The sequence below is a fragment of the Myxococcus stipitatus DSM 14675 genome, from assembly GCF_000331735.1.
In the GTDB taxonomy this organism is placed as follows: Bacteria; Myxococcota; Myxococcia; order Myxococcales; family Myxococcaceae; genus Myxococcus; species Myxococcus stipitatus.
This window is the reverse complement of record NC_020126.1, coordinates 2,240,501-2,254,742: the sequence shown is the minus strand read 5'-3', so window position 1 is coordinate 2,254,742 and position 14,242 is coordinate 2,240,501. Positions and strand designations below refer to the sequence as shown.

Sequence of the window (14,242 nt, the reverse complement as noted above, 5' to 3'; positions counted from 1 at the left end):
GGCCTGCTCAGGGCCCGGCGTCCTGTTGGTCCGGGATGGGACGCCCCTCTTCATCCAGCACGGGCCCGTCCGCGTGTGAGCCGCACGGCACCGGGCCCATGGGCGCGACAGGCGCCAGGAACATGGGCTGGAGGAGCCAGGTCCCATTCCGGTTCGCCAATGCGTTGCACATGATGCGCCGCTTGTTGCGCCGGATGACCAGCTTGAGGCCCACGGCATCCTGGAGCATCGAGACATCCGTATCCGAGTCCCCCGCCGCGAACAGGGGCCTCGACGCCGGGTCCTCCGCGCGCCGCAGCTGCGCCTCGACGGGCAACCCGAAGATGCGCTTGTTGACCCAACAGCGCTTGCCTTCGTCGTAGGTCATCAACGTGTCCTTCCCATCGGGGACTGGACCACAGCCCTCGAACACCGGCTGCGCGCGTCCTTCCACATAGACATTGCGGATGCCGATGACCTGGTGCGCGGGAATACCCAGTCGGGCCGCCACCACCTCGACGGCGGGCTGTGGCGAGGCACTGACCACCCACACCTCGAACCCGTTCGCTTGCATCGCCTCAATCAAGTCGCGCTGCGCGTCGTAGACCCGGATGGAGGACGCCAGCTCGTATCCCGCGATACGACGCTTCGCGCCGATGGGCTCGACGAGCGCCACGGCGAGGGCCTCGGACGCCAGCTCGCGGAGCCGGGAGGGTGTATGCCCCGCGAGCAACTGGGCCGCCCACGCATAGGAGGCATGGAGCGTGGCCGTGGTGCCCTGCCGCCATGCCGAGGCGCCCTCGGGTGTCTTCCCCTCCAGGTAGATGCCCAGCACGGCGGAAGCGCAGCGCTCATGCAGACGTGTGAGCAACCGTCCCTCCGGGCTGGCCGCGTCGACACACGCCCCCGAGAGCGACTGGAGCGCCGCGTCCGTCAAGTGACTGCTGGTCCACCGCCAGTCTCCTCCCGGGGGTGCATGGAGTTCGTCATGCTCCACCATCCACGCCATCAGCACGTCGCCGACGTCGTTCTTGATGAGCGTGTTGTCCAGGTCGAAGACGGCCACCGGGCGGCGGCGAGGATTGTAGGAAGGGCTGGAGCGCCCATGCTCCGTCAGCAGCGCATCCAGTCGCTCCCGGACCTCCGGACGCCAGCCTCCCGTGCGCACACTGAGCAGCCTCGGAGGGTCCGCCCGGAGATGGGCCGCGGGGCCCGAGCAGGCGGTGAATCCGAGGACCCACGACAGGCAGAGCCACCGAAGCATGGGCCAGGACTCCTCTCACCGCACGAGGTGGCTCGGGGTCAGGAACGCGGAGGGCCCGTTCATGTGGCACTGGAAGTGCCCTGCGGCCCGCCGGCGATGTTCCAGTCTGCCGAACCTCAACGTCAACCGCGCGCGCTTCGGCGAGGAGCGCAACCGTTCACTCCCGGGCTCGCGCCGCGGCCCCCCAGTCCTCGCGCCATGACAGGCGCCGCGGCTACTCCGCCTTGAGGCCCTCCACGGGCTCCACGCTGCTCGCCTTGAGGGCCGGGTAGATGGAGGCCAGGTACGTGACGAGCACCGCGATGACGACGGCGAGAACCGTCTGCACGGGCTCGATGCGCACCGGCAGCTCCGGCATGAAGTACACCGCCGCGTCCAGCTTGATGCCGACCTTCTCGATGAAGACACACCACGAGAGGCCCGACAGCAGGCCGAGGAAGCCCCCCGCGACGCCAATCTGGAGCCCCTCCGCCAGGAATATCTTCACGATGCCGCCATCGGGGACACCCAGCGCCTTGAGGACGGAGATCTCCTTGCGCTTCTCCAACACCAGCATGACCACCGTGGCGACGATGAGCCCCGCGGCCACGATGATGATGATGGAGAGGATGATGCCCATCACCAGCTTCTGCAGACGCAGCGCGGAGAAGAGCGTCCTGTTCATCGCGCCCCAATCCCTTGCACGGTAGGGATAGCCGCCCAGCGCCTTCGTCACCTGGGAGGAGATGTTCCGCGCCTCGTCGATGTCCGCCACCTTGAGCTCGATGCCCGTGGCGCCCTTCACGTCGAAGAAGTCCTGCGCTTCCTCGAGGTGGATGTAGACGAACTTGGAGTCGTACTCGTTCATCCCCGCGTAGAAGATGGCCACCACGCGGAAGCCTCGGCTCTTCGGCGTCGGCATGGAGACGCCCACCTCGGTGCCCATGGGGGAGACGACGCTGACCTGGTCTCCCACCTTCACGCGCAGCGACGCCGCCAGCTCCCGGCCCACGATGATGCCGGGCAGTGCCACGGGCGCCTTGGACTCCTCAGTGGGAGGATGGCCGCCCTCTTCCGGATGGCTCCGAGGGGCCACCTTCTCCGGATGGGAGAGGGCGTCCAGCGTCGCGCCGTCCAGGAGGTTCTTGGGCAGGTCCGCCACCTCGCCCACCGTGTCCGGGTCGATGCCCTTGATGACGACGCCGTTGACGTTGCCCTCGGAGACAATCATCACCTGGTTGATGATGAAGGGCGTCTGGCCGACGACTCCCGGCACCTTGCGGACGTCCTCCATGACCTGCTGGAACTCGGTCATGTCCCCCGCGTACTTGGACACCACGGCATGCGCGTTGGTGCCCAATATCTTCCGCTGGAGCTCCGCCTCGAAGCCGCTCATCACCGACAGCGTGATGATGAGCGCCATGACGCCCACGCCCACGCCGCCCACGGACAGGGCGGTCATCATCATCGTGGGAGACTGCTCGTGCTGCTTGAGGCGGTGGAGGTCGGACGCGGCCGCCAGCGGGTCAGCCAACCCCAGCTTGCGGATGCGGGTCCGCTCCACCGAGGCCTCCGCCGAGCGGATGATGAAGTAGATGAGCAGCGGCGGGATGATGCCGAGCATCAGCACCGCCAGCGTCCCCAACAGCAGCGACGGGCGGAAGACCTCCACGTGCCGGCGCGCGACGAAGAGCTCGAAGCCCATCTTCACGTCCACGCGCCCGCTGCCCGCGGCGACGAAGCCCGTGTTGACGCCCAGCACCAGCGCCAGCACCAGGAACGCGAAGACGAGCCAGTACCCCAGCTCCGGCCGGCCGAGCAGCCCCGCCACATACGTCACTTGATGCAGGTGATAGCCCAGCGCGAGCTGGAGCTCGGGAATCCGCTCCATCAGCGTGAGGACGATGGGGATGGGCAGGCCCAGGTACAGCACGCCGATGGTGGCCTCGGGCAGGGACAGCCGCCGCGCCCGTGAGGCACCGATGAAGCCCGCGAGGAAGGCCACCATCGCGCCCGCCGCCAGCGCGATGGCGAAAGCCCCGGGGGGCTCCATGCCCCCGGCCCGCTTCGCCGCGCCCGCCACCAGGTCCGAGGGCGAGGCGCCCCCGGCCAGCACCGTCTGGAGGAGGAGGATGACGGCCTCCGCCAGCAGGAAGCCTCCGCCGTAGGCCAGCAGCGTGCCCCAGTAGAAGTCCTGGTAGCGCGCCAGCCGAGGGTACAGCGGGGCGCCAGCGGCAGGACTCGGGCCCTGCGAGGACTCGGGTGCGCGGCGGATGCCCGCGGCGATGAGGCCCCAGCCGGCGAGCCACACCGCCGTGCCCGCGAGCAGCAGGCCCGTGTGGAGCGGCGTCTCGGCGGACGGCTGCGGCACCAGCAGGACCGCGTTCAGGAGCTGGGCCAGGCTGCCCCAGCCCAGCAGGCAGAGCCCCAGCGTGGAGCTGGCCTCCGCCCACGCCTGCGCGGACGCGAGCGCCACCGCGAGCAGGACGAAGCCCGCGAGGGCGACCAGCGCCCCCGCCCAGAGGTAGGTCCAACGATAGCGGGTCTGCCGTTCCGTGGACTGCACGCGGACTCCTGACTGCTGCGCCTGTGGCTGGACCGGAGCCTTCACCGGCCGTGAGCGACATACCGTGCTCGAGGGCCCGATTGTAGTCCTCGTCTCCTTCCAGGGCCTTTCAGCCCCAGGGCTTCACCGACAGTTGTGTGGGCGGGCCGAGGGGCGCCCGCGTCAGCGGGGGAGCGTGCGGCCGAACAGGTCGAACAGCCGGTCCCAGTGTGTCTGGGCCACCTGGGCGTTGAACGCGGGGCGCCCTTCCACCGAGTAGCCATGCAGGGCGCCGGGGTAGAGCTCCGAGCGGAACTTCAAGCCCGAGGCCCTCAGCGCCTCTTCCAGTCGCTGGATGTCGGCCAGGGGCATGCTGCCGTCCTGGTCCGCGTGGCCGAAGTACAGCTCCGCCTTCACGTCGCCGAGGAGCAGGTGGGGACTGTCCGGGGCATCCGTGGCCAGTCGGCCGCCATGCGAGGACGCCACCGCGCCGATGCGGTCCGGGAAGTCCGCCGCCATGCGCACGGCCAGGCCGCCGCTGAAGCAGTAGCCCGCCACGCCCGCCTTCTGGCCCTTCACGAAGGGCAGCCCGGCCAGGAAGTCCAGCTCCGCGGCGGCGTCCACCTTCTGCCGCGCGGGCGTGAGTGAACCGATGAGCGCATAGAGGCGCGTGCGGAAGGCCTCGTCGGCGAACGAGCCGTTGGCGATCTCCAGTCGCGACGCGTGTCCGTCCCGATAGAAGACGTTGGGCAGCAGCACGACGAAGCCCTGGGACGACAGCTGCCGGGCCATGGACTCGAACACGGGGCGGACGCCAAAGCCGTCCGGAAGCATGATGACCGCGGGCCAGGCGCCCGGGCCTTCAGGTCGGACCAGCTTCGCGTCCATGACTCCGTCCGCGGTCTTGATGTCGACATCCTGCATGGGGGGCCTCCAGGTCGGTCACGGACTTCGTGCCCGATGATGGGAAACGGCGAGTCAGTGGCCCCTTGATTAACACGCGGGAGCGGGCGCGCAGCCGCGAGTGAGCGGCCGCCGTCCAGGGTCGTGTGTCGGGCACCTACATCCTGGAAAAGGGGCCCGCCCGCAATCGAGCAGGATTCGAGAAGCACGGCTGGACGGGAAACGACACAGTGCCGACATCGCCGCCGAGGTTCTCGCGCGCCACCCGAGACAGCAGGGTGTCTACCGGCATCTGCGTCGCGGAGGGGAACGCCCCTTCTTGGTTCACACTGTGTCTGCCTTTACGAGGATTTCATCATGAGCAACTGGATTCGACAGTTCCACCGCTGGGTCTCCATCGTCTTCACCGTCACCGTCCTCGCCAACTTCGCGGTGATGAGCCAGCAGCCGCCCCCGCCGTGGATCGTCTACTCGCCGCTGCCCCCGCTCTTCATGCTCCTGTTCTCCGGCCTGTACCTGTTCGCGGTGCCGTACCTCGCGAAGAGGCGCGCGGCTCGTCGAGCGGAGTGAGCAGGGGAAGGCTGAGCGAGACGAGTTGACAGGAATGCTCGGTGTACCGAGGAGAATCGCCGAAGACCTGGGTCCCGAGCCTTCCATCCACATCACCCACACAACGCCAGCCGCATCGTCACGGCCATCTGCGCGACTTCGAGGGCTTCTTCCTCACAAAGGTCCGCGCCGAGCATCGCCGCATCGCCGTGCTCCATGAGGGCCGCGATTCGCCATCCGGAGGGCAGCAGGGAGACCAGCAGCGCGTCATTCGCCCCTTCCGGGGCCAGGATCCACTCACGAAGTGCCCCCTCCGAACGGTCCTCCTGGGATTCCTCCTGCCATTGCCAGCCCGGCTCCACCTCGGAGGTCAAGAACTCCAGCAGCTCCACCATCACGTCGCTCATGTCAGCTCCCGTCAGCCAGGGTTGGCGCCCTCGCTGTGCTCCACGAAGCAGGCCTTGTTGGACCCCGCCTCGAGGTCCGAGGCCACCCGCTCCGATGGAAGCGAGCGACTCCGGGATGCACCACCTTCCGACATCGACGACATGAAATCCGGTCCCGCCAGATTCACGGCGTGGGAGTGCCCGCGCTCGCCTTCGTCGCGGCCCCAGGGGGCGCGAAGGATGGCAGGGGGAAGCCCGGCACCGGCAAGGTCACCTCGTGCGGCAGGCCCGCTGTCTTCCCCGTCTTGAGGAACTCGTAGACCGCGCTCTTCACGGCCGGCTCGTTCCGGAGCAGATAGAACGCGCCGTCGTGGCCACCTCGGTGGACCTGGATGGCGTGCCCGTTGGGGAAGTACGGCAACAACCCCAGCGTGTTGTCGATGGGCGTCGACGTGTCCCAATCCCCATGCACGAACACGACGGGAATCGTGCTCGACACCGGCTTCCGCAGCGCATCCCCCATGTCGCGTGTCGGCCAGTCGGACGCGGACGCGATGTTCGCCTCGAAGTTCCACGTCCCCAGCATCGCCACCGCCGCGTCCGTCCGCAGTTGATGCTCACGCTCCGCCGTGACCCCCAGGCTGCTATCAATCAACGGGCCAATGAGCTTCGTCTTGCCCGCCGCCCGCTCGGCGATGACGTCGCGCGCCCAGTCCTCGTAGTGCCCGTGATAGAGCGACAGGATGAAGGCCGGCCATTGCTCGCCCTCCTGCGTGTGGCTGTTCAGCGCGAGCTGAAGGTCCTCCGCCCCCAGGACCACCGTCTGACTCCGTCCCGCGCTGTCACGGACCTGGACACGCACCGGCGCCGCGGCGAAGCGGCGGTGGAGCGCGCGCACGGCCTCCATCAAGCCACCCTCCGGACGGTAGGGCGCGAGGCCCGCGTCCCGGTCCGCGTCGTAGGCGATGCGCTGGAGCGCCCCGAAGACATGTGAAGGCATGTCATAGCCATTGTTCAGCGGCTCCACCCCGGACAGCACCGCGCGCGCGACAATCTCCGGATGCAGTCGCATCAACGCCAGGCTCCACTGTGAGCCGAAGCTCCCACCAAACAGGCTGACTTTCGAATAGCCCAGCGCACGCCGCACGGCGTCCACGTCCGCGACGAGCTCGCCGAGGTCATAGCCCGACAGGTCCTTGTCCGGGTTCTCCGCGACGGCCCTCCGAGCCATTGCACGCATGGCCTCGGCCTCCTCCTTCACGGAGACAGGCCGGTCCAGGGGTGATGCAACCGTCGCCGCCTCCAACATCTCGCCCCGCCGGGTGTACCCACGCTGCTCCACGACCACCAGGTCCCCCACGACCCCGAAGTTGAGCCAGGAGCGCAGCCGGCCCTTCCCCGCCGCATCGTTGTCGAGGAGCGAGCCGAGGACACTCAGCCCCGGCCCCCCCGGCAACCAGAACACCGGCGGCGCCCCCGTGGGCCGAGGCGCCTTGAGACGCGCGAACCCCACACCGATGAGCCGGCTCTCCGGGTTCCGGCGGTTCTCGGGGACATAGAGTGTCCCGACCTCGTAGCTCACCCGAGTGCCCGGCTCGAGCTCGACGGACCCTCGCTCGATGACCACCTCCCCCGACTTGTGCGGCGGTTCAGCCAGGGCGCCTGACGGCAGGGCCAGCCACAGTGAGAACAAGAACGTGCGCATCGGTTGAACCCGTCCCGGAGTTGTCACATCGTTTCAAGCTGCGAGCGTATGAAAGCACCAATCCCCTGGATATTCCGAACCCACGGAGGCAAGCAGGCCAGGACTTGAATCGGACGCGGAACATCCGCTGAAGAACAGCGATTGCACGACGGTATCCGCCGAGGGGCCTTGGCTGGTATCAGCGGCGTCATGTGCCTGCCCGAGCCGATGCGAGTGCGTGGAGATGCAGACGCGGCGGCCAACGAGCGTTCGCCGGAAACGGGTTGCCTCCCAAGGTCGGTGAGTTCGTGACGCTCTGGAAGCGCCCCCCAACGCGGAGATTGCGCCGCTCGACAGCGGTGAGGGCGTGGACCTCGTCGTCGTGAGCGTGGCGGACACCGACCATCGAGGGCAGTTCGTGTTCCCCAGAAGCGCCTGGTGGACAAGGGCGTCGTGTCCCGAGCCCACCAGGGCGGCAAGCGCGCCATCCGCATCTATCCCCCCGGTCCCAGCCCGTGGTGGCGAAGGCCCTCCGGACGCAGACTTGGCAGCTCACCTGCTTCCTCCCGCTCCCACGAGAGGGCAGCGCCCAACGGGCCCGAGTGCGCGAGCTCTTCGCCCGCTGAAATCCAGCGAGGCCCTCGATCAAGCAGGATTGGAGAAGCAGCCCTCGGCGCCAATCGGCACAGTGGCGCCATGACCTTGAAACTCTCCATCTCGCATCTCTCCGTTGACAATCCCGAGCAGGCGCTGGCGTTCTACCGGGATGTCCTGGGCCTGGAGCTCGTGGGCGACGTCTCCCGAGGCCCCTTCCGCTGGCTCACGATGTCTTGCCCCTCTCAGCCAGACGTCAAGCTCGTGCTGAGCCAACCCCACGCGGGCCGGGACGAAGAGGACGGCAACACCCTGGCGCGACTGCTGGCCAAGGGGACGCTGGGCGGCGTCATCTTCAGCAGCAGCAACCTGGAGGCGACGTTCGACAAGCTGCGCGCCGCGAAGGTGGACATCGTGCAGGAGCCCAAGGACCAGCCCTGGGGTGTCCGGGACTGCGCCGTGCGAGACCCCGCCGGAAACATGATTCGCATCAACCAGGCCTGAGCCGGCCCCGAGTCACGCCTCCCTGCTTGTCTTTGAGCCCGCCCGTGACTCGAACGAAAGGGGCCGGAGTCCTTCACCGCCGTTCACCGGACCCGGGGACCGTTCGCCGGTCCCCGGCGTGCATTCACAGAAGAGGTCCGGGCCAGGTCCCGCCCCACCCTTAGTCTCCTCCCCGCTGAGCCACTCACCCCTCCAGCGCAGGGAGAATCGCCGTGTCCCACTTCCTTCCCACCCGCCGGGCCCTCCTCGCGGGCGCCGCCGCCACCACCGCAGGACTCGCGCTCCGGCCGGAGCTCTCACTCGCCGCGTCCACCTCACGCCGACCGCCGAGCGAGGACCCCGTCCGGCTCTTCTCCAACGAGAACCGCTATGGGCCCTGCGAGGGCGCCCTGCGCGCGATGCGCGAGTCGCTCCACCTGGCCAGCCGCTACGCGTCCATGGACAGCATCGAGACGCTGAAGCGGCTCATCGCCGAGCAGGAGGGCGTGACGCCGGAGCACGTGGTGCTCACCGCCGGCGCCTTCGAGGCCCTGGCGCTCATCGCGAACAATTTCTCCGCGGGCGGCGGGGGCGTCGTGTGCTCGGAGCGGGTCTACGACGTCCTCCCCACCTTCGCCGCGCGAGCCGGCGGCAAGGTGGAGAGCGTCCCGCTCGATGCCTCCATGGCGCACGACCTGGACGCCATGGAGGCGCGCGTGGGCACGAACACCCGGTTGGTGTCCGTGTGCAACCCCAGCAACCCCACGGGCACCATCGTGGACCCCGCGAAGCTGCGCGCCTTCTGCGACAAGGTCTCCCCCCGGGCCACCGTGCTGGTGGACGAGGTCTACATCCACTACCTGGAGTCGCCTTCCAGCCAGTCCATGGTGGACCTGGTGCGCGCGGGGAAGAACGTCCTCATCACCCGCTCGTTCTCCAAGGTCTACGGCCTCGCGGGCATGCGCGTGGGGTATGCGCTGGGACAGCCCGCGCTCATCAAGCAGTTGCACGCGATGCGCGGGTCCCTGCTCAGCTCCGTCTCCACCGTGGCGGCCATCGCCAGCCTCCAGGATACGGCCTTCGTCACGCGCATGCGCAAGCTCAACGGCGAGGCCCGGAAGGTCACCACGGCCGCGCTGGACGAGGTGGGCCTGAAGTACGTCCCCGGCCACGCCAACTTCCTCTGGATTGCGCTGAACGCGAAGCAGCTCGACCTGCCTGCTCGCTTCGCGCCCCACGGCATCCACCTGCGCATGAACCCGCGTGAAGCCATCTCCCCGGAGGTCTCCGCGCTCCGGCTGACCCTGGGCACCGTGGAGGAGATGCGCACGTTCGGCACCCTGCTCCGCTCGATGCTGAAGAGCTGAGGACCCGAGGACCGGGCGCCACGTCCACTCTGGTAGGTTCGCGCCATGAATCCCCGCCCAGCCCGCTCGCCCACCTTCTGGACCCTCCAATTCGGGGGCTGGGGCCTCTACGCCGTCCTGCTCATCATCACCTTCCTTCCCATGCACATGGGCGAAGGCAAGGCGCTGCCCCTGGTGATGGCCAAGGGCATCCGCGCGGTGTTCGGCCTGGGCCTCACCAGCGTGATGCGGCTGGCGTATCAGCGGCTGTTTCCGGGCACGTTCCAGCGGCAGGCCGTCTGGGCCATGGCCACCAGCGCCCTGGTGGGCATGGTCTGGGTGGCCCTGGCTGAGGTGTGGGCGGTCTTGCTGTACCCGCAGTACAGCTGGGTGGGGAACCGCATGCAGTTCCCCAGGCTGGCGCTCGACTACGCGGTGACGCTCCTGGGTTGGAGCGGGCTGTACTTCGGCATCAAGCACGCCCGGGCGTGGCAGAGCGAGCGGGAGCGGGCACTCCGGGCGGACACCCTCGCGCAGGAAGCACGGCTCGCCTCGCTGCGGCACCAGATGCACCCGCACTTCCTCTTCAACGCGCTCACCTCCGTGCGCGCCCTCATCGGCGAGGACCCGGTGCGCGCCCGGCGCATGGTGACGGAGATGGCGGACTTCCTGCGCTTCTCGCTCCAGAAGGGGGACTTTCCGCATGTCCCGCTGGAGGAGGAGCTGTCCATGGTGCGCAGCTACCTGAGCATCGAATCGGTGCGCTTCGAGGAGAAGCTGGACGTGAGCCTGTCGGTGATGCCGGGCACGGAGCGGCTCACCGTGCCCGCCTTCCTCATCCAGCCGCTGGTGGACAACGCGGTGAAGCACGGCCTGGCGTCCGGGATTCTGCCGGTGCGGGTGCGCATCCACGTCACGCGGGAGCAGGACTTGCTGCGCATCCAGGTGGACAACACGGGCACGTGGGCGCCGCGCACGCGAGAGCTCGGGCCCCAGGGCACGGGCACGGGCCTGCGCAACGTGCGCGAGCGGCTGGCCCAGCTCTTCGCGGAGCGCGCCAGGCTGGAGTCCTCGGAGTCCGACGGCTGGGTGCACACCGTGGTCGAGCTCCCCGCCATGGAGTGGACGCCTGTCCTCTCCACGGAGGCCGCGTGAGCGCGCCGCTGCGAGCCCTGCTGGTGGATGACGAGCGCCTGGCCCGGACCGAGCTGCGTGAGCTGCTGGCGCCCTTCCCTCACGTGAAGGTGGTGGGTGAGGCCGACAGCGTGGCGTCCGCGCTCTCGCGCATCGAGGAGCTCCAGCCCCAGCTCCTCTTCCTCGACGTGCAGATGCCAGGCGAGGGCGGCTTCGACCTGCTCGCCCGCCTCCCCGAGCACCCGTTCGAGGTCATCTTCGTGACGGCCTACGACGCGCATGCCCTGCGCGCGTTCGAGGTCAACGCGCTGGACTACCTGCTCAAGCCCGTGCATCCCGACCGGCTCGCGCGGACGCTCGCCCGGCTCGCGGAGAAGGAGTCCGGCAAGTCCGCGCCCGCGCAGTCCGTGAGCCGCCACAAGCTGGCGGAGAGCGACCTGCTGTTCCTCGAGGACGGCGCGAAGTCGCGCTTCGTGCGGGTGGACCACATCGTGTGCCTGCGAGGCGCCGGGGACTACGTGGAGCTCGTCACCGCGGAGGGCAGACACAGCCTGTCGCCGCGCCCCCTGAAGGACTGGGAGCAGCGGCTCCCGGAGCGGACCTTCGCGCGCCTGCACCGCTCCGCGCTGGTCAACCTGTCCTTCGTCGAGCGCGTGGACAAGAGCCTGAGTGGAGGCGGTGAGGTCTTCGTGCGGGGACTCGAGGAGCCGCTGCCGCTGAGCCGAAGCCACGCGGCGGCGCTGCGCGAGCGGTTCGGCTAGCGCACCCGCTCAGGAGACGGCGCGGTTGCCCTCGGGGTCGATGACCCGGTTGCCCTTGAACCAGTCGTGCTTGCCGTAGCGGTGCTCGGCGCGGTCCACGCCGCCGTAGTTCCCGGTGACGATGTCGGCCAGGTTCTCCAGGGACTCGGAGCCCTCGTTGTAATACTTCGAGTGGTCTCCCATGTTGCTCTTGTCGCCCCGGTCCGCGGCCTCCGCGGTGAAGCGCTTCGCGCCGAACTTGTTCTCGCTCGGGTCCTGGCCCAGCGGGTCTCCGGGCAGGTTGCTGCCGTTCAGCCACGAGACGACATCCCGGCTGGCCGAGCCCGACCAGACATGGCCGTTGGAGAGCTGGGGCTCGTAGTCCTTCACGGACTTCGCGCTGCCCGCGCCCGGGCTGCCGATGAGGACCAGGTCGTCCGCCTGGAGGTTGTTCTTGTCCGCCGCGATGGAGGCCGTGGTGCTGCCGTAGCTGTGGCCAATCACTGTCACATGCGGCTGGTTGCCCTCACGGCTGGCGCGGATGCCGGCCACGTCCGAGGCCAGCAGCTTCGCGCCATTCTCCGCGGCGTTGTCGGAGGCCACGTTCTGGAAGCCCGGCGCGTCGTAGCCCATCCAGGCGACAGTGGCGACCTCACCGCGCTGCGTGCCCGCGGCCTTGTGGAGCCGCAGCGCGTCGCTGGTGATGTTGTCCATGTAGCCCCGGACGTCCGAGTTCAGCCCCGGCACGCTGACGGACACATGCTTCGCGGTGTCCAGGTTGCCCGCGACGATGGCCGCGCGGCCCTCGCCCTTCACGAAGGCGGAGTCATAGACGAGCAGCTGCGCGGAGCCCGCTTCCTTCGCCGTGCGGTCCAGCTGCTTCTGGACCGCGTTCGCGTTCTCCAACTGGTGCTGCTTCTCCTTGGAGAGGAACTTCTCGGGCGGGTCGTCCTTGGCGCTGCCCGGGCGCAGCGCATCCCGGAGCTTGTCCCCCAGCGACATGTTGTCCAGATAGTCCGCCTTGGCCTGCTTCGCCTCGGCGTTGAGCTGGGTGACTTCGTTCTTCAACTGCACGCGGTTGGCGCTGTCGCGCACGGAGGCCGGCAGTCCATCCATGGAGCCGACCTTCTTGGGGTCCGCGCTGATGGCCTGCATCTGCTCCGTCGGGGACAAGCCCTTCCACCACCCCGCGCGGGCCTTCGGGTCCGCGGGGGCGCCGTCCAGCGCGCCCGCGACGGCCTGCGTCTTCTCCCCCGTGAGCTTCTCCGCGCCCAGCTTCTTCGGCCCCTCGAAGGCAGACAGCGTCTGGACGGGCCTCTCCACCGCGCCCTTCACCTTGTCGACCGCCTTCTCGGTGACGACCTTCGCGGCTTCGATGCGACGACGGGCAGCCTCGGCTGCGTTGCGCTGGATGGATGCGATTCCGGCCATGACATCGCCTCAGGGGGTAGGGGGATGATGAATCATCGGAGAACGTGAGAAATTGTTTCCTGATGTCTGGGAATCAGCGACACCCGCTGAAACACGAAGGCCCGGGGTCGCGCGGGGCGACCACCGGGCCTCGAGTCAGCGGCGTGAGCAGGGATTACTTGTTGGGGTTGTCCACGCCGTTGTTCGTCCAGGTGTAGCGCTGAATCCAGTCGCCGCCGATGCCCACGCCCTGCTCGCGCTTGCGGTCATCCACGAGCGACGGGGGCAGGCCCTTGTCCTGGAAGGTGGCGGGAACCCGCGTGCCCGACTCGAAGTGCGAGTTGTTGACCACCTCGTAGCTGAGGTTGGGCTTGCCCGTCTTCTCGTCGATGCCGGTGCACTTCACCTCGGTGCGGTACGAGCCGATGAACCACTCCAGCGACGTGTGCTTGTTCTTGCTGTTCTCCGCGGTGTCGGGACCCGCGAACACGTAGAGCGCCTTGTCCGTCACTTCCTTGCTGGCGCCCTTGGGAGGGAACGTGTCACCCGGCTTCGGGTTCGGGTACATCTTGAAGAACTCTTCCGTCACCTGCTGCTGGTGGGGGCGGCCCGCCAGGTCATCCGTGTACGCGTTGTTGCTGACGGTGACGCGGTCGGTGCCGTCGGACGTCTTGTCCCAGGTGCCCAGGTCCTTGGGCTTCTCCTCCAGCAGCCAGGTGCCCCACAGCTTCGGCCAGTCGCCCTTGAGCTTCTGCCCCGTCTGCGGGTCCGTGGTGCGGGTGATGCCCTCCAGGTCCACCTTGCCCAGCGTCTTCAGGCCCTGCGTGAGGGAGGAGTCCTTGCCGGCGATCAGCTCGGACGTCTTCGCCAGCGCGTCCACGCCGACCTCGGCGGCCTTCACCAGCTTGTTCGCCGCGCCGTCGGGCAGCAGCGAGGTGGCGCCGTGGTAGGCCACGCGCAGGCCGCCCTGGAGGGCGTCGCGGGCCAGGTCCCCCGGGTCCGTCACGGCCTTCTTGAGCGTGTCCGTGACGGGGTTGTGCTTCACGTCCTCGAAGACGTCCTTCGTGGTGTCCACGACGGCCTTCTTCACGTCCTGCGCCTTGTCGACGACGGTGTCCTTCACCTCGTTGACAGTCGACGTCACCTTCCGCTTCACATCGCTGAAGCTGGGGATACCGAGACCCATGGGGTGAACCTCTCTGGAATTGGCGGCAACGACCTATGCAGGAGTTATCGCCCCAGGGGC

Annotated in this window: 12 protein-coding genes; 5 read left to right on the top strand and 7 right to left on the bottom strand. The window is 68.5% G+C overall.

The features are described from left to right. Positions 1–7: 7 nt before the first annotated feature. From MYSTI_RS09005 to MYSTI_RS08995, 3 genes are all read right to left on the bottom strand, one after another. Entirely contained in the window at positions 8–1,243 is a 1,236-nt protein-coding gene (locus MYSTI_RS09005) for an HAD family hydrolase (RefSeq protein WP_015347417.1), read from the bottom strand. 214 nt (positions 1,244–1,457) lie between these two features. Beyond that, positions 1,458–3,788, bottom strand: coding sequence for an FtsX-like permease family protein (locus MYSTI_RS09000; RefSeq protein ID WP_015347416.1), 2,331 nt, complete (start codon positions 3,786–3,788; stop codon positions 1,458–1,460). A gap of 162 nt (positions 3,789–3,950) precedes the next feature. Next, a complete protein-coding gene (locus MYSTI_RS08995; protein WP_015347415.1) occupies positions 3,951–4,691 on the bottom strand; it encodes a dienelactone hydrolase family protein in 741 nt (246 codons plus the stop codon). A 336-nt stretch (positions 4,692–5,027) separates the two neighbouring features. Here MYSTI_RS08995 and MYSTI_RS08990 point away from each other — a divergent pair, with 336 nt between their 5' ends. After that, positions 5,028–5,240 (top strand): hypothetical protein, encoded by a 213-nt coding sequence (locus MYSTI_RS08990; protein WP_015347414.1) that lies wholly within the window; start codon positions 5,028–5,030, stop codon positions 5,238–5,240. Positions 5,241–5,332: 92 nt separating this feature from the next. On the opposite strand, the gene MYSTI_RS43685 is transcribed toward MYSTI_RS08990, so the two are convergent. Together MYSTI_RS43685 and MYSTI_RS08980 are read right to left on the bottom strand one after the other, a co-directional pair. Beyond that, positions 5,333–5,626 carry a hypothetical protein gene (locus tag MYSTI_RS43685; RefSeq protein WP_015347413.1) on the bottom strand — a complete coding sequence of 98 codons (294 nt, stop codon included), beginning with the start codon at positions 5,624–5,626 and terminating at the stop codon, positions 5,333–5,335. 163 nt (positions 5,627–5,789) lie between these two features. Next, positions 5,790–7,310: an alpha/beta hydrolase gene (locus MYSTI_RS08980; RefSeq protein WP_015347412.1), complete on the bottom strand. Its 1,521-nt coding sequence runs from the start codon at positions 7,308–7,310 to the stop codon at positions 5,790–5,792. A gap of 675 nt (positions 7,311–7,985) precedes the next feature. On the opposite strand from MYSTI_RS08980, the gene MYSTI_RS08975 reads away from it, so the two are divergent. The 4 genes from MYSTI_RS08975 to MYSTI_RS08960 all read left to right on the top strand — a co-directional run bounded on the left by MYSTI_RS08975 (position 7,986) and on the right by MYSTI_RS08960 (position 11,607). Further along, positions 7,986–8,387 carry a VOC family protein gene (locus MYSTI_RS08975; protein WP_015347410.1) on the top strand — a complete coding sequence of 134 codons (402 nt, stop codon included), beginning with the start codon at positions 7,986–7,988 and terminating at the stop codon, positions 8,385–8,387. Between the two features lie 212 nt (positions 8,388–8,599). After that, complete coding sequence (locus MYSTI_RS08970; RefSeq protein WP_015347409.1) at positions 8,600–9,733, top strand: pyridoxal phosphate-dependent aminotransferase; 1,134 nt, start codon at positions 8,600–8,602, stop codon at positions 9,731–9,733. A gap of 45 nt (positions 9,734–9,778) precedes the next feature. Next, positions 9,779–10,867, top strand: coding sequence for a sensor histidine kinase (locus MYSTI_RS08965; RefSeq protein WP_015347408.1), 1,089 nt, complete (start codon positions 9,779–9,781; stop codon positions 10,865–10,867). Continuing rightward, on the top strand, positions 10,864–11,607 hold the full coding sequence (locus MYSTI_RS08960; protein WP_015347407.1) for a LytR/AlgR family response regulator transcription factor: 744 nt from the start codon (positions 10,864–10,866) through the stop codon (positions 11,605–11,607). The genes MYSTI_RS08965 and MYSTI_RS08960 overlap by 4 nt, the downstream gene beginning before the upstream one ends. 9 nt (positions 11,608–11,616) lie before the next feature. Here the strand turns inward: MYSTI_RS08960 and MYSTI_RS40555 are convergent, their stop codons facing one another. Then, positions 11,617–13,017, bottom strand: a complete 1,401-nt coding sequence (locus tag MYSTI_RS40555) for an alpha/beta hydrolase (RefSeq protein WP_015347406.1) — start codon at positions 13,015–13,017, stop codon at positions 11,617–11,619. A 154-nt stretch (positions 13,018–13,171) separates the two neighbouring features. After that, on the bottom strand, positions 13,172–14,182 hold the full coding sequence (locus MYSTI_RS08950; protein ID WP_015347405.1) for a hypothetical protein: 1,011 nt from the start codon (positions 14,180–14,182) through the stop codon (positions 13,172–13,174). Positions 14,183–14,242 lie beyond the last annotated feature (60 nt).

Excerpts from the sequence above, each read along its gene's own strand:
- MYSTI_RS08965 (WP_015347408.1), top strand. The coding sequence starts at position 9,779 with ATGAATCCCCGCCCAGCCCGCTCGCCCACCTTCTGGACCCTCCAATTC.
- MYSTI_RS08975 (WP_015347410.1), top strand. The coding sequence starts at position 7,986 with ATGACCTTGAAACTCTCCATCTCGCATCTCTCCGTTGACAATCCCGAG.
- MYSTI_RS08995 (WP_015347415.1), bottom strand. The coding sequence starts at position 4,691 with ATGCAGGATGTCGACATCAAGACCGCGGACGGAGTCATGGACGCGAAG.
- MYSTI_RS08950 (WP_015347405.1), bottom strand. The coding sequence starts at position 14,182 with ATGGGTCTCGGTATCCCCAGCTTCAGCGATGTGAAGCGGAAGGTGACG.
- MYSTI_RS08990 (WP_015347414.1), top strand. The coding sequence starts at position 5,028 with ATGAGCAACTGGATTCGACAGTTCCACCGCTGGGTCTCCATCGTCTTC.
- MYSTI_RS43685 (WP_015347413.1), bottom strand. The coding sequence starts at position 5,626 with ATGAGCGACGTGATGGTGGAGCTGCTGGAGTTCTTGACCTCCGAGGTG.
- MYSTI_RS09005 (WP_015347417.1), bottom strand. The coding sequence starts at position 1,243 with ATGCTTCGGTGGCTCTGCCTGTCGTGGGTCCTCGGATTCACCGCCTGC.
- MYSTI_RS40555 (WP_015347406.1), bottom strand. The coding sequence starts at position 13,017 with ATGGCCGGAATCGCATCCATCCAGCGCAACGCAGCCGAGGCTGCCCGT.
- MYSTI_RS08980 (WP_015347412.1), bottom strand. The coding sequence starts at position 7,310 with ATGCGCACGTTCTTGTTCTCACTGTGGCTGGCCCTGCCGTCAGGCGCC.